The following is an 18,158-nucleotide window of genomic DNA, read 5'->3' as shown; positions in this document are numbered from 1 at the left end:
TGTACTGGGACCAGCACCCGGGACCCGGCGGTTATTCCACCTCAGGGCAGGTAGTACATCGGGTTCGGCAGCTTGGTCGGGTGCAGCGCGTAGCCGCCCTCGAGGTCGCTGAACTGGTCACCGACGTTCAGCACGATCTTCGCGCCGGTCGCCTCGATGTGCGCCCGCGTGCCCGACTTGTACTGGACGGTGTTGCAGGTCAGACCGCACGGCAGGTAGTCCGGCGCGGTCACCTTCGGCTTGAAGAACGCGCCCGCCGGGGCCGGGTAGCCCTCGTTGGCCAGGTTCTTCAGCGACTGCGGGCCCTGCAGCTCGTTGCGGCCGGTCAGGAAGTACAGCTTGACGCCGTGCTGCACGGCCCAGTTGGCCAGCGCCAGCACCGGCTTGTTCGCGACGAACGTGCCGTTGTCGATGGCCTGCTGCTGCTTGACCGGGTCGAAGCCGAAGTCGTTGTCGGCCTCCCAGCCGTAGGTGATCTCGGAGGTGTCGTCGACGTCCAGCACGATCGCCGGGTTCTTGACCTTGCCGAGCTGCTGCTGCAGGTAGCGCTTCGCGTCGGAGACGATGCGGTCGGTGTCCTTCACGAACCGGCTGGTGTCGGAGTAGTGGTGCTTGCCGGCGGCGTCGAGGTAGTCGCCGTAGTAGGCCTTGACGTCGTTCTTGACTTGGCCGATGTTGGCCGGTTCCTTCGACCGGGCGGCGGTCGCGTCGTCCGAGCCGGCGAGCGCGGTGGCCCCCGAGACGACGGTGGCGCCGATGGCCGCGGCGGCGGCGAGCTTGACGAGACCTGAGAATTTTCCGGACACGGCGACCCTCCAGTGGAAACTTGACGACCCCGGGGAACCTACGTCACGTTCACCCGGAGTTCCACCCCTCGAAAGTTTCCGTTCACTTTGGCCGTTCGGCCCGGCAGACGAACGCGACGGGCGAGCGCCCGATCCGCGTCAACACCACCGAAGCTTCCGCACCACCACGGGGTTTCAGCCGCCGCCGCAACGCGTCCGGGTCGACGTCGAGGCCGCGCACCAGGATTTCCAGGCGGCCGACGTCGTGTCGCTTGAGGACGGTTTTCAAGGACTTTTCGCTGTAGGGCCCGTGCTCCAGGACGCGGAAGGCCCGCACGCCCGGCGGCGGGGTGTCACCGGTCAGGTACGCGATGCGTTCGTCGAGCTGCCAGAGCCCGTGCCGCGCCGCGTAGTGGCGGACCAGGCCGGCCCGGACGACGGCGCCGTCGGGGTCGACGATCCACTCCCCCGGCTCCCGTGTGGGCAGTTCGTCCGGTTCGGCGTCGGTGACCGTCCACTGTGTCCCGTCCGAGCGCAGCACGGTCGCCCGCCGGGTGACGCCGGTGCCGAGCCCCCGCCAGAGGCAGGACTCGCGGACCTGGCCGTCGAGCGAGACCAGCTCGACCTCGTCGGCCCACGGCGTGAGCGCGAAGTCGAGGCCGGGCGCGCATTTCACGGACAGGGCCCGCCCCGGATAGGCCTCGACCAGCCCGTCCAGCGGTGGCGCGAAGTCCGCGGGCTTCCACGCCCGCCGTCCCGCGGAGTCGCGGCGAGCCGGGTCGGCGACGACGACGCCCGCGCGGCTCACCGGACGCAGCGCGTCGGCTCGGGCCAGCCCGAACGCGACGCCGGCGGTGGTTCCGTTGTGCCGGGCCATCTCCAGCCGCACCGGGTCCAGATCCGACCCGAGCGCGCGCCGCGCCACCCGCGCGATCTCGACGAGGTCCGCGCCGACGGAACACGTGACGTCGTGGACGTCGAGCCCGGCCAACCGGGCAGCCCGGTGCCGCGCGACGGGCGTGGCGCTCGCCTGCTGGAGCGCGTCCGAAGTGAACAGCCAGCCGTCGGAATCCACTTTGGACACGGCTTTCCGGCGCAGCAGCACGGTTTCCAGCACGGCGCTCGCGTAGTCCTCGCCGGCCAGGCGGCGCACGGCGGCCACCGAGGCGATGCGATCGGTCAGCGGCAACGACGAAACCTCGGCGAGCGCCGCCTCACCCGCACCGGAGCGCAGGTAGGCGACGTCGCCGAGGCTGAACGAATAGCCCACTCAGGACGGCCGCTTGGTCCCGGTGATCATCACGTTGTAGAACAGCTCGCGCGGCAAGATCTTCGACAGCAGCTTCTTGTCCACAGCGGACAACCGCAGCCACAGCTTGTAGGCGAACAGCCGCCAGCGGACGGTCAGCTTCTCCTGCGGCACCGCGGCTTCGAACGTCCGGATCGGCCAGCCCGCGAGCGCCGCGGCGAACTCCTCGGTGACCGCGTGGACGTCCTGCGCGCCGGCCCCGCGGGCCCACGACTCCAGCTCCGACGGGTCGAAGGTGTGGATGTCGACCACGGCTTCCAGCGCGGCGGCGCGGGAGGACTCGTCGAGCTCCTCCTGCGGACGGCGCCAGCCGCTCAGCGCGGGCAGCTTCGTCACGCGGGTCGTCAGGAACCACGTGAACTGGCCGAGCTTGCGGGCGTAGAAGTCGCCGATCTTCGTCGGCTCGCCGGCGAAGACGAACCGGCCGCCCGGCTTGAGCACGCGCAGCACCTCGCGGAACGCCGCCTGGACGTCCGGGATGTGGTGCAGCACGGCGTGCCCGACGACGAGGTCGAACGTGTTGTCCTCGTACGGGATGCGCTCGGCGTCGGCGACCCGGCCGTCGACGTCGAGGCCGAGCTTCTCGGCGTTGCGCAGCGCGACCTGGACCATGCCGGGTGAGAGGTCGGTGACCGACCCCTTCTTGGCGACGCCGCCCTGCATGAGGTTCAGCAGGAAGAACCCGGTGCCGCTGCCCAGTTCCATCGCGTGCTGGTAGGGCTGGCCGTCCTCGCCCGCGACGGCGTTGAACACGTCGGTGGCGTAGGAGATGCAGCGCTCGTCGTACGAGATCGACCACTTCTCGTCGTAGGTGCCGGCTTCCCAGTCGTGGTACAGCACGTTCGCCAGCTTGGGGTCGGCCCAGGCCGCTTGGACCTCGTCGGCGGTGGCGTGCGGGTTCGGGGCCGGGTCGTTCACGTCGGTCAAGGCGTCATTTCCCTTCGAAGGTGGCCTTGCCGGGCCCGTTTTCGATGAACGACTTCATGCCGTTCCGCTGGTCTTCGGTCGCCCAGAGGGCGGCGAACAGGTGCGATTCGAGCTTGAGCCCGTTCGCGAGGTCGGTGTCGAGGCCGCCGTCGATGGCCGCCTTCGCCGCGCGCAGCGCGACGGCGGGGCCGTTCGCGAACTGGGCCGCCCACTTGTGCGCGGCCGCGTAGACGTCGTCCGGGGCCACGACCTGGTCGACGATGCCCAGCGACAGCGCCTCTTCGGCCTTGACGAACCGTCCGGTGTAGACGATGTCCTTGGTCTTGCTCGGGCCGATCAGGCGCGCCAGGCGCTGGGTGCCGCCCGCGCCGGGGATGACGCCGAGCTGGATCTCGGGCTGGCCGACCTTGACGTTGTCGCCGGCGACCCGCCAGTCCGCGGTGAGCGCCAGTTCGAGCCCGCCGCCGAGGGCGTAGCCGGTGATGGCCGCGACGACCGGCTTCGGGATGTTCGCGATGGCCGCGAGGGTGCCGGTGAGGGTGGCGCCGAACTTCGCGATCTCGGGGTACGTGCGGGTGGCCATCTCCTTGATGTCCGCGCCGCCGGCGAAGGTCTTCTCGCCGCCGTAGAGGATCACCGCGCGGACGTCGTCGCGCTCGGTGGCCTCCTTCGCCAGCTCGGCGAGTTCGGCGGTGACCTGGGCGTTCAGGGCGTTGACCGGCGGCCGGTCGAGCCGGATCGTGCCGACCCCGTCCTTGACTTCAAGGGTTGCGAACTCTCCCACGCCCATCCTCCTCGTTGACGATCTGCCAGCACGCTACCGGCGGGTAAGCGACAGCTTAGCGACGGCGGGCGAAGAAGCGATCCCCGGAACGCTCGAGCACGAGGTCCTGGTCGAACGTCTTCGAGAGGTTTTCGCTGGTGATGACGTCGTCGACGAGCCCGGACACCACCGCGTGGCCGTCGCGCAGGAGCAGCGCGTGGGTGAACCCCGGCGGGATCTCCTCGACGTGGTGGGTGACCAGCACGAGCGCCGGCGCGTCCGGGTCCAAGGCCAGCGCCGAGAGGCGCGCGACCAGGTCCTCACGGCCGCCCAGGTCGAGCCCGGCGGCCGGCTCGTCGAGCAGCAGCATCTCCGGGTCGGTCATCAGCGAGCGGGCGATCAGGGCCCGCTTGCGCTCGCCCTCGGACAGCGTGCCGAAGGTGCGCTCGGCGAGGTTCCCGATGCCCATCGCTTCCAGCAGCTCGGTCGCGCGGGCGGTGTCGAGGGTGTCGTACTCCTCACGCCAGCGGCCGAGCACCGCATAACCGGCGCTGACCACGACGTCCTTGACCAGCTCGTCACCCGGCACGCGCTGGGCGATGGCCGCCGAGGTGAAGCCGATGCGCGGACGCAGGTCGAAGATGTTGACCCGGCCGATCCGCTCGCCGAGCAGGTCCACCTCGCCGGTGGTCGGGTGCAGCTCGGCCGCGGCGAGGCGCAGCAGGGTGGTCTTGCCCGCGCCGTTCGGGCCGAGCACCACCCAGCGCTCGTCCAGTTCCACGGACCAGTCGAGGCCGGCGAGGAGGTCGTTGGTCCCCCGGCGGACGCCGACACCGGCCATCCGGACCACGAGATCGTCAAGTTCGCTGGGCTGGATCGGCTCGCTCACGAAGCCCATTCTGTCTGCCGACGCGCGCGCGTGCGCACCCGCCCGGGCGAGACGGCGAACCGGCTGGTCGGAGCGTGTCCACGACGTGGAACGGCGCACACCGGAAGTGCCGCGCGCCACGCGGTTGTGGCAGGATCGGCAGCATGTCAGCCGACGTGCACGCCACCCCCGTCACCCGGGGCTCGTTCTGGCGCCGTCGTGCGATCGACCTGCTTCTCGTCGCTTCGGCCGGGTGTACGCGGGCGCGGCTCCGCTGATCCCTCGCGCCCTCACGGGCGGGTGCGGTGCCGCGCTGGTTCGCGTCCCGATCACCTTCGCGTCCGAGGAGCACCCGCGTTGACCACTTCGATCACCCGTCCCGCCGTCGAGATCCACCCGCAGCTGACCGATCCGCTGCTGCCCGAGCTGCTGCACCCGTCGCGGCTGCTGTGGACCCCGCGTGAGCTGGCGGACCTCACCGCCACCGTGACCACCGAGCTGACCGCGAGCGTCAAGAACATCCTGCGGTTCGACGACGACCGCCGCTGGTGGGCCCGGCTGGCCCTGACCGACGGCGTCGAGCTGTGGCTGCTGTCGTGGCTGCCCGGCCAGCACACCAAGCCGCACGACCACGGCGGCGCGTCCGGCTCGTTCACGGTCCTGCAGGGCGAGCTGGGCGAGGAGTACCGCTACCCCGGCGGCCCGGTCCGGCGCCGCACGCACGTCGCCGGCGAGGGCATCGGCTTCGGCGCCGGCCGCGCCCACCAGGTCACCGGCATCGGGGACGCGCCCGCGGCGAGCGTCCACGCGTACTCGCCGCCGCTGGTGCCGACGCGGGAGTACGCGACGCTCGCGGACGTCCCGGCCGAGATCCCGCCGCTGCCGGTTATCGTCCGGGGATGAGCGCCATCGATTCGTTCCTGGAGAAGGCCCGGTCCGGATTGGACCGGGTCGCGCCGCCGCGGGCCCTCGAACTGCAGGAGGCGGGCGCGCTGCTCGTCGACATCCGTCCCCTCGCGAACCGGCAGGCCGAGGGCGAGATCCCGGGCTCGGTGGTCGTCGAGCGGATCCACCTGGAGTGGCGGCTGGCGCCGGACAGCGAGTGGAAGCTGCCGTCGGTGACGCCGGACACGACGGTCGTCGTGCTGTGCAACGAGGGCTACTCGTCGAGCCTCGCGGCGGCGGACCTGCAGCGGCTCGGGTTGCGCAACGCGACGGACCTCGAAGGCGGCTTCCGCGCCTGGGCGGCCGCCGGCCTCCCGGTGGAGACCGGCGGCAGCCCCGCGGTGCCTTAGGCCAGCGCCGGGGCGACCTTTTCGGTGAACAGGTCGATGCCGGAACGGTCGTACGCGGCTTCCGGGAAGTTGAAGATCGCGTAGGACATGCCGAGCTCACCCAGCGCGGCGAGCTTTTCGGTGACCTGCTCGGGCGTGCCGGTGGTGGGGCTGTTCACGAAGACGCCGTGCCACCGCTCCGCCGCGTCCGCCGGCGCGTACTTGTCGAGGTGGGACTTGAGCCAGGCCAGCTTGTCCTGGACGTCCTTCTCCGTCTCCCCGATGACCACGTTGTGGTTGACCGAGCGGACGATCGCGTCGAAGTCGGTGCCGACGTCCTTGCAGTGCTGCGCGAGGATCTCCGACTTGCGGGTGAACGTCTCGGGGTCGCCGGCGAAGTTCGTGTACTTCGCGTACTTGGCGGCGATCTTGAGCGTCTTCTTCTCGCCGCCGCCGGCGATCCACAGCGGGATGCCGCCTTCCTGCGGCGGCAACGGCCGCAGGATCGCGCCGTCCGTCTGATAGTGCTTGCCGTCCAGTGTGGACGTGCCGGTGGTCCAGAGGTCGCGCATGATCTGCACGCCCTCGTCCAGCTGCCCGAGGCGCTCGCCGGCGCTGGGGAAGCCGTAGCCGTAGGCCCGCCACTCGTGCTCGTACCAGCCGGCGCCGATGCCCATCTCGACGCGGCCGCCGGCGATGGTGTCGGCGGTGGCGGCGACCTTCGCGAGGTAGGCGGGGTTGCGGTACCCCATGCAGGTGCACATCTGGCCGAGGCGCACGGTGTCGGTCGCGGCGGCGAACGCCGAGATCAGCGACCAGGCCTCGTGCGTGGCCTCCTCGGTCGGGACGGGCACGGTGTGGAAGTGGTCGTAGACCCAGATCGATTCGAAGGGCCCGGCCTCCGCGTGCTTCGCGAGGCCGAGCATGGTCTTCCAGTGGTCCGCGGGATCGATGCCGGCCAGGTCCAGCCGCCACCCCTGCGGGACGAACATTCCGAAGCGCATGCGTTCAACTTAACGCCGCCCGTGCCCTGGTGCGCAGCGATTTCGAGGTGGAGTGACTCCAGGTCAGGCCAGCACCACGCGGGCCAGTTCGGCCGGGGCCGCCAGGAGGCCATGCTTCGGCAGCACCCGGACCGTGTACCCGATCGACCCCGGCCGTGGGAGCTTCAGCCGGGCCGCGAACGCGCCGATGCCGTCCGCCGTCATCGGGACCGTCACCGCGTCGCGCAGCTCGTCGTCGTCGCCGACCCGGCCGACCACCGCCTGGATGTCCACTTCGGACGGATCGAGGCCCGCCAGGTCGATGCGCGCCCGGATCGTCACCTCCGTGCCGACGACCAGCGGCTCGGTCGCCTCGACCTGCAGCTCGGAGTCGAAGATCCGCAGCCGCGGCCACGACACCTCCAGCTTGGTGCGGTAGTCGGCCAGCGAGAGCGCGCCCCGGTAGCCGTCGCCGGTGGCCGCCGCGACCATGCGGGACGCCGGCAGGTAGCCGTTGTCGACGTACTCGCGGACCATCCGGGACGCCTGGACCCGCGGGCCGAGCGTCTCCAGCGTGTGCCACACCATCGACAGCCAGCCGGTCGGCACGCCGTCACCCGACCGGTCGTAGAACAGCGGGGAGATCTGCTGGCCGAGCAGCTCGTACAGCGCCGCCGCCTCGAGGTCGTCGCGGCGCAGGGGGTCGGTGACGCCGTCCGCGGTCGGGATCGCCCAGCCGTTGCTGCCGTCGTAGCACTCGTCCCACCAGCCGTCGCGGATCGACAGGTTCAACCCGCCGTTGAGCGCCGACTTCATCCCCGACGTCCCGCACGCTTCGAGCGGCCGCACCGGGTTGTTCAGCCAGACGTCGCAGCCGCGGTAGAGGTACCGCGCCATCGACATGTCGTAGTCCGGCAGGAAGACGATCCGGTGCCGCACGTCCGCGCCGTCGACGAACCGGACGATCTGCTGGATCAGCTGCTTGCCGTTCTCGTCGGCCGGGTGCGACTTCCCGGCGACGACGACCTGGATCGGGCGGTCGTCGTCGAGCAGCAGCGTGCGCAGCCGCTCAGGGTCGCGGAGCATCAGCGTCAGCCGCTTGTACGTCGGGACGCGACGGGCGAAGCCCACGGTCAGCACGTCCGGGTCGAACACCGAGTCCACCCAGCCCAGCTCCAGCGGGGACGCGCCGCGCTGCAGCCACGCCGCGCGCACCCGGCGCCGCACCTCGAACACGAGCTTCTCGCGCAGTTCGCGCCGCAGCGCCCACAGCTGGGCGTCCGAGACGCCGTCCCGCAACGGCCCTTCCCCGACGTCGAGACCCCACTCGCGGCCGAGCAGCGTGCTCAGCTCGCGCGCCACCCACGTCGGGCCGTGGACGCCGTTCGTCACCGACGAGATCGGTACCTCGTCGTGGTCGAACCCGGGCCACAGCCGCGAGAACATCTTCCGCGTGACGCGCCCGTGCAGCCGGGAGACGCCGTTCGCGCGCTGCGCCAGCCGCAGGCCCATGTGCGCCATGTTGAACAGGCCGGGGTTGTCTTCGGCGCCGAGCGCGAGTACACGCCGCGGGTCGATGTCGGGCACCAGCCGGCCGTCGTTGAAGTAGCGCTGGACCAGGTCCACCGGGAACCGGTCGATGCCCGCGCTGACCGGGGTGTGCGTGGTGAACAGCGTCCCGGCGCGGACCGCGGGCATGGCCTCGTCGAAGGCGAGGCCGTCGGCCTGGACGATCTCGCGGGCGCGTTCGAGACCGAGGAAGCCCGCGTGTCCCTCGTTCGTGTGAAACACCATCGGCTGCGGGTGGCCGGTCAGCTCGCAGTACTTCCGGACCGCGCGGAACCCGCCGATGCCGGCGAGGATCTCCTGGCGCAGCCGGTGGTCGGCGTCGCCGCCGTAGAGCCGGTCGGTGACGCCGCGCAGGTCGTCGTCGTTGGCCTCGGTGTCGGTGTCGAGCAGCAGCAGCGGCACCCGCCCGACGCGGGCCTGCCAGATCTGGGCGCACAGCTCGCGCCCGCCCGGCATCGCGACGCCGATCAGCACCGGCCGTCCCCCGGCCGTGAGCAGTTCGAGGGGGAACGCGTTGGGGTCGATCACCGGGTAGTGCTCGACCTGCCAGCCGTCCAGCGACAGCGACTGCCGGAAGTAGCCGTTGCGGTAGAGCAGCCCGACGCCGATCATCGGCACGCCCAGGTCGGACGCGGCCTTGAGGTGGTCGCCGGCCAGCACCCCGAGGCCGCCGGAGTAGTTCGGCAGCGCTTCGGTGACGCCGAACTCCATCGAGAAGTAGGCGACCGCGGGTGGCAGGTCGTCGTCACGCTGCTGGTACCAGCGCGGCTCGGACAGGTAGTTCTCCAGGTCCGCGGCCGCGTCCCGGGCCCGGGCGAGGAAGTCGTCGTCGACGGCGAGCTCGTCGAGGCGCGACGGCGGCAGCGCGGTGAGCATCCGCAGCGGGTCGCGCACGGCGTTGAACAGCTCGGCGTCCATCGACGCGAAGAGGTCGCGCGTCGGCGGGTGCCACGTCCAGCGCAGGTTGGTGGCCAGCGCGCCCAGGCCGGACAGCGACTCGGGAAGGCTGGCGCGAACGGTGAACCGGCGGACTGCACGCATGGGAAGCGACGATATCGGGCCGCGGCCCGACCTGCGCAGGAGGAGTTCGGGGATAACGTGCACGCCCCGCGTATGCCCTGGGTATGGTCCTGGCCAGTCGGTTACGGGCGGTTCGGGAGTGGAGCGAGTGAAGATGACCTCAGGGGGAGGACGGCGCGCGCTGGTCGCGTTGCTCGCGGTCGCGGCGGTCGCCGTGAGCGGGTGCAACAGCAAGGACGGCGCCACGGGCGACCCCGGCAAGGACACCGGCGCCGGAGCCGTCGCCGGGCTGCCGGTGACGCACTTCGAGAGCGGCCTCAAGCCGGACGCCCCCACGCCGGGCATCGAAGTCAAGAACGCCGCCGGCACTGAGGACGACAAGCTCGCCACCGCGGCGATCGACGACGTCCAGACGTACTGGGGCGAGCGGCTGCCCGCCGACTTCGGGCAGCAGTTCGAGCCGGTGAAGTCCCTGCTGTCCTACGACTCGCAGACCGACACCGAGAAGACCGGCTGCGGCAGCGTCAAGAAGCTCGTGAACGCGTTCTACTGCTCGGTCGACGACTCGGTGGCGTGGGACCGCGGGGTGCTGCTGCCGATGCTGCGCCAGCGGTTCGGGCCGATGTCGGTGGTCGTCGTGCTGGCGCACGAGTTCGGCCACGCCGTGCAGTACCGGCTCGGCGACAAGGCCAACATGACCAAGAGCACCCCGACCGTCGTGAAGGAGCAGCAGGCCGACTGCTTCGCCGGCGGGTACTTCCGCTGGGTCGCCGAGGACAAGAGCAAGTACTACCGGGTGTCGACGTCCGAAGGCCTGAACCAGGTGATGGCGGCGATGTTCCTGATCCGCGACCAGGCGGGCACCAGCGGCGCCGACCGCGGCGCGCACGGCACGGCGTTCGACCGCACCTTCGCGTTCCAGACCGGGTTCGAGAAGGGCCCGAAGGAGTGCGCGGCGATGAACACCGAGAACGTCAAGGCCCGCCTCACCGAGCGCCCGTTCGACGCGGGGGACAAGGGCAAGGGCGACGCGAAGTTCAACGCCCAGGCTGTGGACCTGCTGAAGAAGAGCCTCGACGAGGCGTTCAAGGGCGCCGGGGTGGCCGCGCCGGAGATCGCCGACGGCGGAAGCTGCCAGACCACGCCGCCGGCGTCGTACTGCCCCGGCGACAACACGGTGGCCATCGACCTGGCGAAGCTTTCGCAGCTGGCCCAGCCGATCGACCGCGAAGCCGAGATGAAGGGCGACGACCCGGGCGGCATGGGTGACTTCGCCGCGTTCTCGGAGGTCGCTTCGCGGTACGCGCTGGGCATCCAGAAGGGCGTCGGCGCGTCGATCGACAACGCGAACGCGGGGCTGCGCACGGCCTGCCTGGTGGGAGCGTGGGCGGCGTTCACGAACCGCCCGGGCGACCTGCGGCTCTCGGCGGGCGACCTCGACGAGGCGATCGCGGACCTGCTGCAGCCGGAGAGCCTGATCTCGGCGGACGTGAACGGGAAGCGCCCGGACAGCGGTTTCGACCGGGTCGAGTCGCTGCGGCGGGGGTACCTCGAGGGGTCTTCGGTCTGTTCGAAGCAGTACGCCTGAGTTCATGGGAAAGGCCCCCCACCGCGTGGTGGGGGGCCTTTCTCATGAGTCCTAGAAGAGAGCGCTCGCCAGGTCGCGGCGGGCCTTCATGACGCGGTCGTCGGCCGGGTCGAAGAGGTCGAACAGGGCCACCAAGTGCTCGCGGACCTTGTTGCGGTCCTCCCCCGCCGTGCGGCGGACCGTGTCGATCAGGCGCTTGAAGCCCGCCTCCACGTTGTTCTCCGCGATCTCCAGGTCGGCCGCGTCGAGCTGGGCCGCCAGGTCGGACGGGTCCGCGTCGGCCTTCGCGCGGGCCTCCGGGTCGGCGCTCTCCGCGCGGGCGGTGAACTTGACCTGGGCCAGGGCGTTCTTCGCCAGCTCGTTCGCCGGCTCGACGTCGAGGATGCGCTCGTACGCCGCCTGCGCCGCGGCGAAGTCGCCTCGCTCGAACGCCTCTTCCGCCTCGGTGAAGCGCGGGTCCTCGGGCTCCTCGACCGGCCCGGCGCCGTTGGCCTCGGCCTCGCGGATCGCCGGGAGCTTGTCGCGCAGGGCGTCGAGCAGCGCGTTGATCCACTTGCGGATCTCGGGCTCGGGCAGCGCGCCGGAAAACGCGTCGACCGGCTGGCCGCCGCCGATGGCGACGATCGTCGGGATGGACTGCGCGCCGAACAGCTGCGCGATGCGCGGGTTCGCGTCGACGTCCACCTTCGCGACGATCCAGGCGCCGCCGGACTCCGCGGCCATCCGCTCCAGCACCGGGGACAGCTGCTTGCACGGGCCGCACCACTCGGCCCAGAGGTCGACGATCACCAGCTGGTGCAGGGACCGCTCCACGACCTCGGCCTGGAAGGTGGCCTCGGTGACATCGATCACGGCCTCGGACGAACCCGGGGCGGACGGCGGCGGGGCGTCGCCTCCGGACGGGCCGGCCGGCGGGGCCGGCTGCCTGTGCGCCGTTTCGGCGCGGGCCTTGAGCGCGGACAGGTCGACCGCGCCGGAAAGGGCGGCGGACAAGGCCGCTGACTTCGCTGCAGATCCGCGTGGTTGGGTCACCTCTCCATCCTGGCACGCGCGCCGGAGCGTTTCACCGGGTGCCCGGCCGGTCCGCTTGGCAGGACGGCGCCGCTGGGGCAGGCTCGGCCGGGTGCACATCCGGCGTGACGTGAAGGTGGGCCTGTCGATCGTGGCCGCCGTCGCCTGGATCGGCGCGGTGACGCTGCTCATCGTGCACGAACCGGACCCGGGTGCCGGCTCCCCCGGCGAGCTGCGCGACCGTCTCGCCTCGGCGCTTTCCGGGCACGACGCCGACGCGTTCGCGGGCCTGCTCGACTACCCGGGTTCCGGCGGCGGCGACTTCGCGAAGGACTACGTCACGGTGCTGGCGGACCGCGGCGTCCACGACGTGCGCGTAGAGCTGGGCCCGGACGCGGCGGCCCCGGCCCGCGCGACGATCACCGGCGCCCTCGGCGACGGCACGCCGTTCAGCTACCCGCTGAACGTGACGAGCGAAGACGGCCGCTGGACGGTCGCCTTCACCCCGCCGCTCCCCTGACCGGTCCGTCAGGAGTCGCGCAGGTGGGCTTCGACGCGGTCCACCTTGGCCTCGAGCTGACCTTCGAAGCCGGGCCGGATGTCCGCTTTCAGGACCAGGCCGACGCGCGCCGAGCCCTCCCCCGCCGCCTCGACCGCGCGCTTCACGACGTCCATCACTTCGTCCCACTCGCCCTCGATGTTGGTGAACATCGCGTTGGTCGAGTTGGGCAGCCCCGAGTCGCGGACGACCTTGACGGCGCGGGCGACGGCCTCGCTCACCCCGCCGTCGGGCTCCCCGCCGGACGGGCTCACGCTGAACGCGACGATCATGTCGGAAGTCCCTTCTTCGGTGTTCTTTCCGCCGGTCGGGCGACACCCGCCGGTACCCGCTGGTAACTTCGCGTGTCATGAACCGTCCGCTGCCGTTCGACCCGATCGCCCGCGCGGCACAGCTCTGGGAGGCCCGGATCGGGCCCTCCGGCACCATGGCCGCGGTCACCGGCGTGATGCGGGTCCAGCAGATCATCCAGTCCGCGGTGGACGGCGCGCTCAAGCCGCACGGCCTGACCTTCGCCCGGTACGAAGCACTGGTGCTGCTCACCTTCGCCCGCAGCGCCAGCCTGCCGATGCGGGTGATGGGCGAGCGGCTCCAGCTGCACCCCACCAGTGTCACCAACATAGTCGACCGGCTGGAGAAGGACGGGCTCGTGAAGCGCGTGCCGCACCCGACCGACCGGCGCACGACGCTCGTCGAAATCACCGACGAAGGCCGGAAGCGGCGCGAGTCCGCGACCGTCGCCGTCAACGACATCGGCTTCGGGCTGACCGGGCTCACCGAGCGGCAGACCGAGCAGCTCACGGACTTGCTGACGAAGGTGCGCCGCGCCGCCGGCGACTTCACCGAATAACCAGCCGGAAAGCAGAAGGGCCCGCACCGGAGTGCGGGCCCTTCTCACATATCGGGATCAGGCGGCGACGGGTTCCTGGACCTGGAACAGGCCGACACCGCCGTGGGTCAGCCGCTGCGGGCCGTCGAGCTTGCCGTTGCGCAGCGCCCACTTCTCGAACAGCCACGTGAACAGCGGCGGGATGCTCGCGAGCAGGGCGAGGACCAGCGTCTTCGGGCGCCAGCCGAGCGGCTTCGCCACGGACAGGGAGACGACCACGTAGAGGACGAAGATCACGCCGTGCACCATGCCGATGACGGGCACGCCGCCCTCACCGGAGGAGTGGACGACGTACTTGAGGAACATCCCGACAAGCAGCGCCGCCCAGGAAAGGGCTTCGGCGACTGCGGCCACGCGGAAAACTAGAGCGGCCTTGCTGGACACTTCTTCCTCCTGTGGGGTCTCACCACTGTGGTTGTTGCGCAAAAAACGCCCGACGCACCGTCCAAGGCGGACTGCCTGTGGACGTCAACGGCGCTGTCGGACGTGCTGATACCAGTGTGAGGCGTGATGGCCCTCACGGGAACACCGGGGCCCGTGACGATGCTCACGACCGTGGTCCACTGTGGTCTGAACCACGGCCGTGAGCGTCGGCTGTCTACTCCGAGCAGGGCGAAACCGGCGCGGACGCCGGTGACGTCCCCCACGTCGCCGTGGCGGCGTCGGTGGTCAGGCGGAAGTCGAGCGTCGTGCCACGCTTCAGCTGGTCCACATTGACGTACACGCGATCACTGGCGCGCGACTCGACCTTCAGGCCCGAGACGTACTGCAGCTTCGAGCCGTCGGCGCCCGGCGCGTTGATCGTGATGTCGCGGCCGTTCTCCAGGTGCAGCACGGACTTCGCGAACCGCGGCGCGTTCAGCACGAAGTTCCCAGTCCCTGGGACGGCGGGATAGAGCCCGAGAGCACTGAAGACGTACCACGCCGACATCGTGCCGAGGTCGTCGTTGCCGGTGACGCCGTTGGGCGCGTCGGTGAACAGCGTGTGCGCCGCCCGCACGACCGTCGACGTCTTCGCCGGCTGCCCGGTGAGCGCGTACATCCACGGCGAGTGCAGGTCCGGCTCGTTGTTCGGGTTGTAGCGGAACTGGTCGTAGTAGTCGTACGGGCCGACGACCCAGTTCTCGCGGACGGCCGTCGCCGGGTTCTTCACCAGCTCGTCGTAGGCGAAGAAGTCGTCGAGCCGCTGGCCGGTGGCCGCCGAACCGCCCATGCGCCGCACGAGCCCGGGGACGTCCTGCTGGACGAGCCACTGGTACTGCCAGGCCGTGCCCTCGTGGAAGCCGTCCTGGCTCTGCGGGCTGTACGGCTTGTCGGCGGGGGTGAACCAGTCGCCGCCCGCGACCTTCGGCCGGAAGAAGCCGGTGAAGCCGCGGTCGGCCTGCGTTTCGTCCCACAGTGTCCGATAGGTCCGCCCCTTCTGCTTGAGGGCGGCCGCGTCGTCCTTCTTGCCGAGCGCGGCGGCCATGACCGATAGCGAACAGTCACCGAGCGCGTACTCCAGGGTCGCCGACGCGCCGTGGTTCGGGTCGGTGTCCTGGCCCTTCTTCGGGAAGTCCGGGTCGTACTGGACGAACCCGTCGGCCTGGTAGCTCGCGTTGCCCGAGCGACCCTGGAACGGCGACGACGCGGGCGGGATCTGCGTCGAGTTCTGCAGCAACGCCTGGTAGGCGCGCATTTCGTTGCCCGACAGCGCGCCGAACCGCCAGAGGTCGACCAGGAACGGCGTGACCGGGTCGCCGGTCATCGTGTTCGTCTCCTGGCTCGCGTACGCCCACCGCGGCAGCCAGCCACCCTGGTCGTGGATGGCGAGGATGCTCTTCGCGACGTCCTTCGCGCGGTCCGGCCGCAGCAGCGCCAGCAGCTGGTTCTGCGTGCGGTAGGTGTCCCACAGCGAGAAGAAGTCGTAGTAGGTCCAGCCGACCGCGCGGTGGATCTTCTTGTCGAAGCCGTAGTAGCGGCCGTCGGCGTCGTTGGCGGTCAGCGGCTGCAGCAACGCGTGGTACAGCGAGGTGTAGAAGACCGTGCGGTCGTCGGTCGAGCCGCCCTTGATGTCCACAGTGGACAGCTCGTGCCGCCAGGTGCGCTGGACCGCCTCCTTGGCGGCGTCGAACGACCGGATCTTCTCCGCCGCCAGGTTGACCCGCGCGCCCTGCGCGTCCACCTGGGAGATCGCGGTGGTCGCGGTGACCTGGCTCTGCCCGCCGAACGTCAGCCAGGCGCCGCGCAGACCGGCGCCACCCGCCGACTCGCGACTGCCCGGCGTGCCGCCGGTCGGCGACCACGTGCCCGAGGACTTGAACGGCTTGTCGAACTTCGTCGTGAAGTACGTCGTGTAGGCCTTGCCGCCGCAGAACGCCTGCGACTCCACGGTCCCTTCGACGGTCCGGTCGTCGACGACGCGGATGCTGCTGCCCGTCACGGGTTCCTTGTCGTTGGCCTGCCCGACGTTGACGAAGACGTTGGCATCACCGGGTTTGGTGAAGGTGTACCGCTCGACACCGGCTCGGGTCGCCGCGGTCGTCTCGACGTCGACGCCGCCGTAGCCGGTCAGGTGGACCTTGTAGTAGCCGGGCTTGCCGACCTCGCCGTCGTGGGTGAACGGCGCCGCGTAACGCTTCTGGTCGAAAGTGGCTGCCTTCGTGGTGTCGAAGGCCTTGCCGGGACCGATCTCGCCGGTGGTCGGCAGGGTCGAGACGAGGCCGCCCTGCTCCCAGCAGCCCGCCCCGGAGAGGAAGAAGTGGCCGAAGCCGCGGATCGCGGTGTCGGTGTAGCGGTAGCCGGCGTAGTGCGAGGTGATCGGGCTGACCTGCGTCATCCCGAACGGCGCCGAGGCGCCGGGGAAGGTGTTGCCCTCGTCCTGCGTACCGATGAACGTGTTGACGGCGTCGAGGGCGTCCCCACCGGAAGCTTCCGCCACGACCGGACTCACCCCCGTCGCCACCACGGCGAGCGTCAACGCGCCCGCCAGGACCTTGCTCTTCACTGAGCTTCCTCCTGCCAACGATGTCATCCCCCGACACCTTCGGCAACGCCCGACGAACCGGTCAAGAGGGCGGTGAATACCTGTCTCGTTCCGGACAGCGGTCAGCCCGCGAGCGCGAAGGCCGTCACCCGCACTGTCCCCGTGGCCCCGGTCCGCCGCGCTTCGACCACCAGCTCGGTCAGCGCGGCGCTCGCGGTGACGGTGACCTCGTGGCGGCCCACCTCGACGGTGGCCACCGCTTCCCCGTCCACCAGCACCCGGGCCTCGCCCGCAGAGTCCGCCACGACGTCCAGGACGACCAGGACTTCGCCGGGCCGGGTGAGCAGCCGGACCAGCGGCGTCCACTCGGCGGAACCCGTCCCGGGCCACTCCTGCGGCCGCGCGGGCTGGAACGCCATGACCGGCGCCGGGGCGCGGGCGGCGGCGAACGTCGTGGTGCGGCGGGTGCTTTCGAGCACGCGAAGACGCCGCTGGATCTCCCGCAGCACCGAAACCAGCGTGTCCGGCTGGTTGACGCGGCTCACGAGGGCGCCAGCAGGGGCGCGACGGTCAGCACGACCTCTTCCTGCCCGGCGTCGTCGCCGGGGGTCACCGCCAAGCCGAGCAGCCGGACGGTCACGTCGAGCTGGTCGCCGGCGAAGAACGGGTCGTCGACGACCACCCGCACGTCGTCGCCGACCGAGTACGACCCCACGACGGGATCGAGGTCGGCGCGCACGGTCAGCTCGGGCAGCACGACCGGCCGCCGCCGGGTGGCGAGCTCCCCGGCGACGTGCGCGGTCAGCATCGCCGCGTCCGCCGTGTCCACCGGCGCCGCGGCGGCTTCCAGCAACGGCCAGCCGGCGTCGTGCGCGGCCGGATCGGCTCGCACCACCACGCCGCCGGCGCCGGTCCCCAGCACGCGCGTGGCCATGTTCGCCGCGTCGCTCGGCCAGACGAAGTCCACCAGGTTCGCGCCGTACTCCCAGACGTAGGCGTCCGCGCCGGCCTCGGCCCCCAGCCGGGGATAGCCGAGGTTCAGCAGGCGTTCGGGGACGCCGCCGGCGTCGTACCGGACGTCGAAGGCGAAGTCGAGCCCGTCGTCGGTGTTGGCCAGGTCGCGCAGGACCTCACCGGCCACCTTGAGATCGGCGGGCGCGTAGCTCAGGGCGCGGGTCACGCCGGAGGTCGCCGGGCCGGTGACCCGCACGGCCAGGTCACCGTCCACGTGGGACTGCACGAGACCGACCAGCTGCCGGGCGACGCCGAGCTGGTCACCGCCGAGGGGAACGGTCGCCGTGAGGTCCGCGGGGTCGAGCACGAGCCGGTGGTCGAAGTAGGAGAGGAAGTCGGCGGCCCCGAGCTCCAGCGTCCCGCCGGCCGCGCTGTAGCGGCTGGTCCAGACGATGCCACCCCAGAGGAGGTCGCCGTCCCGGTCGACGTAGACGGCGCAGCGCCCGGGCTCGGCGAGCACCCGGGGTTCGCGGATGCGGATTTCGGGGTCGTCGACGCGGAGCCGGCCGCGGAACGAGCCGGCGTCGTTGAGCTTCTTGTCGAAGGAGACCCCGGAGAGGGGGAGCTCGTCGAGGATGGTGCCGGTCCGGAGATCGGCGATGAGGTAGGTGTAGGTCGCGCCCATCTTGTCCGC

Annotated in this window: 18 protein-coding genes; 5 read left to right on the top strand and 13 right to left on the bottom strand. The window is 71.0% G+C overall.

The annotated features are described in order from the left end of the window. Positions 1-41: 41 nt before the first annotated feature. The 5 genes from ABZ342_RS03845 to ABZ342_RS03825 form a co-directional block, all read right to left on the bottom strand. Complete coding sequence (locus ABZ342_RS03845; protein WP_360468475.1) at positions 42-806, bottom strand: HAD family acid phosphatase; 765 nt, start codon at positions 804-806, stop codon at positions 42-44. An 82-nt stretch (positions 807-888) separates the two neighbouring features. Continuing rightward, on the bottom strand, positions 889-2,055 hold the full coding sequence (locus ABZ342_RS03840; RefSeq protein WP_360468474.1) for a class I SAM-dependent methyltransferase: 1,167 nt from the start codon (positions 2,053-2,055) through the stop codon (positions 889-891). After that, positions 2,056-3,021, bottom strand: a complete 966-nt coding sequence (locus ABZ342_RS03835; RefSeq protein WP_360468473.1) for a class I SAM-dependent methyltransferase — start codon at positions 3,019-3,021, stop codon at positions 2,056-2,058. A 4-nt stretch (positions 3,022-3,025) separates the two neighbouring features. Further along, positions 3,026-3,805: an enoyl-CoA hydratase-related protein gene (locus ABZ342_RS03830; protein WP_155545004.1), complete on the bottom strand. Its 780-nt coding sequence runs from the start codon at positions 3,803-3,805 to the stop codon at positions 3,026-3,028. A 55-nt stretch (positions 3,806-3,860) separates the two neighbouring features. Continuing rightward, positions 3,861-4,682: an ABC transporter ATP-binding protein gene (locus ABZ342_RS03825; protein ID WP_196425495.1), complete on the bottom strand. Its 822-nt coding sequence runs from the start codon at positions 4,680-4,682 to the stop codon at positions 3,861-3,863. A 327-nt stretch (positions 4,683-5,009) separates the two neighbouring features. Between ABZ342_RS03825 and ABZ342_RS03820 the strand changes: the two genes are divergently transcribed. Together ABZ342_RS03820 and ABZ342_RS03815 are read left to right on the top strand one after the other, a co-directional pair. After that, positions 5,010-5,555 (top strand): cysteine dioxygenase family protein, encoded by a 546-nt coding sequence (locus tag ABZ342_RS03820; RefSeq protein WP_360468472.1) that lies wholly within the window; start codon positions 5,010-5,012, stop codon positions 5,553-5,555. Beyond that, on the top strand, positions 5,552-5,947 hold the full coding sequence (locus ABZ342_RS03815) for a rhodanese-like domain-containing protein (protein WP_155545001.1): 396 nt from the start codon (positions 5,552-5,554) through the stop codon (positions 5,945-5,947). The genes ABZ342_RS03820 and ABZ342_RS03815 overlap by 4 nt, the downstream gene beginning before the upstream one ends. On the opposite strand, the gene ABZ342_RS03810 is transcribed toward ABZ342_RS03815, so the two are convergent. Beyond that, positions 5,944-6,930, bottom strand: a complete 987-nt coding sequence (locus tag ABZ342_RS03810; protein WP_360468471.1) for an LLM class F420-dependent oxidoreductase — start codon at positions 6,928-6,930, stop codon at positions 5,944-5,946. The two genes, ABZ342_RS03815 and ABZ342_RS03810, sit on opposite strands and share 4 nt — an antisense overlap. 63 nt (positions 6,931-6,993) lie before the next feature. Then, a complete protein-coding gene (gene glgP, locus ABZ342_RS03805) occupies positions 6,994-9,519 on the bottom strand; it encodes an alpha-glucan family phosphorylase (RefSeq protein ID WP_360468470.1) in 2,526 nt (841 codons plus the stop codon). Positions 9,520-9,652: 133 nt separating this feature from the next. On the opposite strand from glgP, the gene ABZ342_RS03800 reads away from it, so the two are divergent. After that, complete coding sequence (locus tag ABZ342_RS03800) at positions 9,653-11,086, top strand: neutral zinc metallopeptidase (RefSeq protein WP_360468469.1); 1,434 nt, start codon at positions 9,653-9,655, stop codon at positions 11,084-11,086. Positions 11,087-11,137: 51 nt separating this feature from the next. Here the strand turns inward: ABZ342_RS03800 and ABZ342_RS03795 are convergent, their stop codons facing one another. Then, positions 11,138-12,118 carry a tetratricopeptide repeat protein gene (locus ABZ342_RS03795; protein WP_360468468.1) on the bottom strand — a complete coding sequence of 327 codons (981 nt, stop codon included), beginning with the start codon at positions 12,116-12,118 and terminating at the stop codon, positions 11,138-11,140. Positions 12,119-12,209: 91 nt separating this feature from the next. Between ABZ342_RS03795 and ABZ342_RS03790 the strand changes: the two genes are divergently transcribed. After that, positions 12,210-12,617: a hypothetical protein gene (locus ABZ342_RS03790; RefSeq protein WP_155544996.1), complete on the top strand. Its 408-nt coding sequence runs from the start codon at positions 12,210-12,212 to the stop codon at positions 12,615-12,617. Between the two features lie 8 nt (positions 12,618-12,625). Here the strand turns inward: ABZ342_RS03790 and ABZ342_RS03785 are convergent, their stop codons facing one another. Next, entirely contained in the window at positions 12,626-12,928 is a 303-nt protein-coding gene (locus tag ABZ342_RS03785; RefSeq protein WP_155544995.1) for a thiamine-binding protein, read from the bottom strand. Between the two features lie 77 nt (positions 12,929-13,005). Here ABZ342_RS03785 and ABZ342_RS03780 point away from each other — a divergent pair, with 77 nt between their 5' ends. Further along, positions 13,006-13,506 carry a MarR family transcriptional regulator gene (locus tag ABZ342_RS03780; RefSeq protein ID WP_155544994.1) on the top strand — a complete coding sequence of 167 codons (501 nt, stop codon included), beginning with the start codon at positions 13,006-13,008 and terminating at the stop codon, positions 13,504-13,506. A gap of 57 nt (positions 13,507-13,563) precedes the next feature. On the opposite strand, the gene ABZ342_RS03775 is transcribed toward ABZ342_RS03780, so the two are convergent. The 4 genes from ABZ342_RS03775 to ABZ342_RS03760 all read right to left on the bottom strand — a co-directional run bounded on the left by ABZ342_RS03775 (position 13,564) and on the right by ABZ342_RS03760 (position 18,149). Beyond that, positions 13,564-13,929 carry a DUF3817 domain-containing protein gene (locus ABZ342_RS03775; protein WP_360468467.1) on the bottom strand — a complete coding sequence of 122 codons (366 nt, stop codon included), beginning with the start codon at positions 13,927-13,929 and terminating at the stop codon, positions 13,564-13,566. Positions 13,930-14,143: 214 nt separating this feature from the next. Further along, positions 14,144-16,558 carry a GH92 family glycosyl hydrolase gene (locus ABZ342_RS03770; protein WP_360468466.1) on the bottom strand — a complete coding sequence of 805 codons (2,415 nt, stop codon included), beginning with the start codon at positions 16,556-16,558 and terminating at the stop codon, positions 14,144-14,146. Between the two features lie 74 nt (positions 16,559-16,632). After that, positions 16,633-17,055 carry a hypothetical protein gene (locus tag ABZ342_RS03765; RefSeq protein WP_360468465.1) on the bottom strand — a complete coding sequence of 141 codons (423 nt, stop codon included), beginning with the start codon at positions 17,053-17,055 and terminating at the stop codon, positions 16,633-16,635. Continuing rightward, positions 17,052-18,149, bottom strand: a complete 1,098-nt coding sequence (locus tag ABZ342_RS03760) for a hypothetical protein (RefSeq protein WP_360468464.1) — start codon at positions 18,147-18,149, stop codon at positions 17,052-17,054. Before ABZ342_RS03760 ends, ABZ342_RS03765 begins: the two co-directional genes overlap by 4 nt. Positions 18,150-18,158: the final 9 nt, after the last annotated feature.

It is taken from the genome of Amycolatopsis sp. NPDC005961 (assembly GCF_040629235.1).
Classification (GTDB): Bacteria; Actinomycetota; Actinomycetes; order Mycobacteriales; family Pseudonocardiaceae; genus Amycolatopsis; species Amycolatopsis camponoti.
Note: the sequence above shows the minus strand (reverse complement) of the source record. Positions and strands in the feature narration are given on the sequence as shown.

Excerpts from the sequence above, each read along its gene's own strand:
- ABZ342_RS03825 (WP_196425495.1), bottom strand. The coding sequence starts at position 4,682 with ATGGGCTTCGTGAGCGAGCCGATCCAGCCCAGCGAACTTGACGATCTC.
- ABZ342_RS03815 (WP_155545001.1), top strand. The coding sequence starts at position 5,552 with ATGAGCGCCATCGATTCGTTCCTGGAGAAGGCCCGGTCCGGATTGGAC.
- ABZ342_RS03810 (WP_360468471.1), bottom strand. The coding sequence starts at position 6,930 with ATGCGCTTCGGAATGTTCGTCCCGCAGGGGTGGCGGCTGGACCTGGCC.
- glgP (WP_360468470.1), bottom strand. The coding sequence starts at position 9,519 with ATGCGTGCAGTCCGCCGGTTCACCGTTCGCGCCAGCCTTCCCGAGTCG.
- ABZ342_RS03800 (WP_360468469.1), top strand. The coding sequence starts at position 9,653 with ATGACCTCAGGGGGAGGACGGCGCGCGCTGGTCGCGTTGCTCGCGGTC.
- ABZ342_RS03785 (WP_155544995.1), bottom strand. The coding sequence starts at position 12,928 with ATGATCGTCGCGTTCAGCGTGAGCCCGTCCGGCGGGGAGCCCGACGGC.
- ABZ342_RS03780 (WP_155544994.1), top strand. The coding sequence starts at position 13,006 with ATGAACCGTCCGCTGCCGTTCGACCCGATCGCCCGCGCGGCACAGCTC.
- ABZ342_RS03770 (WP_360468466.1), bottom strand. The coding sequence starts at position 16,558 with ATGACATCGTTGGCAGGAGGAAGCTCAGTGAAGAGCAAGGTCCTGGCG.
- ABZ342_RS03760 (WP_360468464.1), bottom strand. The coding sequence starts at position 18,149 with ATGGGCGCGACCTACACCTACCTCATCGCCGATCTCCGGACCGGCACC.